The organism is Bradyrhizobium sp. P2_E8 (genome assembly GCF_056403875.1).
This window is the reverse complement of sequence record NZ_JBFUES010001881.1, coordinates 1-580: the sequence shown is the minus strand read 5'-3', so window position 1 is coordinate 580 and position 580 is coordinate 1. Positions and strand designations below refer to the sequence as shown.

The 580-nt window shown below is 67.0% G+C and carries 2 protein-coding genes; both read right to left on the bottom strand.

Going from position 1 to position 580, the window contains the following annotated elements; all coding sequences use genetic code 11:
• Positions 1-230: 30S ribosomal protein S18 (rpsR, locus tag AC1D00_RS44495; RefSeq protein ID WP_477015127.1), on the bottom strand; the 230-nt coding region annotated here is incomplete at its 3' end.
• Between the two features lie 5 nt (positions 231-235).
• Positions 236-580, bottom strand: a 345-nt coding sequence (locus AC1D00_RS44490) for a 30S ribosomal protein S6 (protein WP_477015126.1), incomplete at its 5' end; no start/stop codon positions are given.

Below are 580 nucleotides of genomic sequence, written 5' to 3'. Positions count from 1 at the left end.
ACGTAGGGCAGCAGGCCCAGGAAGCGCGCGCGCTTGATGGCGCGGGCGAGCTMACGCTGCTTCTTCGCGGACACCGCGGTGATGCGGCTCGGCACGATCTTGCCGCGCTCGGAGACGTAACGCATCAGCAGCTTGGAGTCCTTGTAGTCGATCTTCGGAGCATTGGCGCCCGTGAACGGGCAGCTCTTGCGACGACGGAAAAACGGACGGCGTGCACCAGCTTCAGCCATTGATCTTACTCCCCATCCGTCGTGGTTTCGGCTTCTTCGCGCGGACGGCGCGGACYGCGATCACCGCGGAAGCCACCACCGTCGCGATCGCCGCCACGGAAACCACCCTCGCGGTCGCCACGGAAGCCGCCTTCGCGCTCGCCGCGGAAGCCGCCGCCACGGTCATCACGCTCGCGGTCGCGGTCGGCCTTGCGCATCATCGCGGACGGGCCTTCCTCGAGCTCCTCGACGCGGACGCTGAGATAGCGGATCACGTCTTCGCTGATGCGCTCCTGGCGCTCGATCTCGGCGATCGCCGCGGACGGCGCGTCGATGTTGAGCAGCACGAAGTGCGCCTTGCGGTTCTTGTT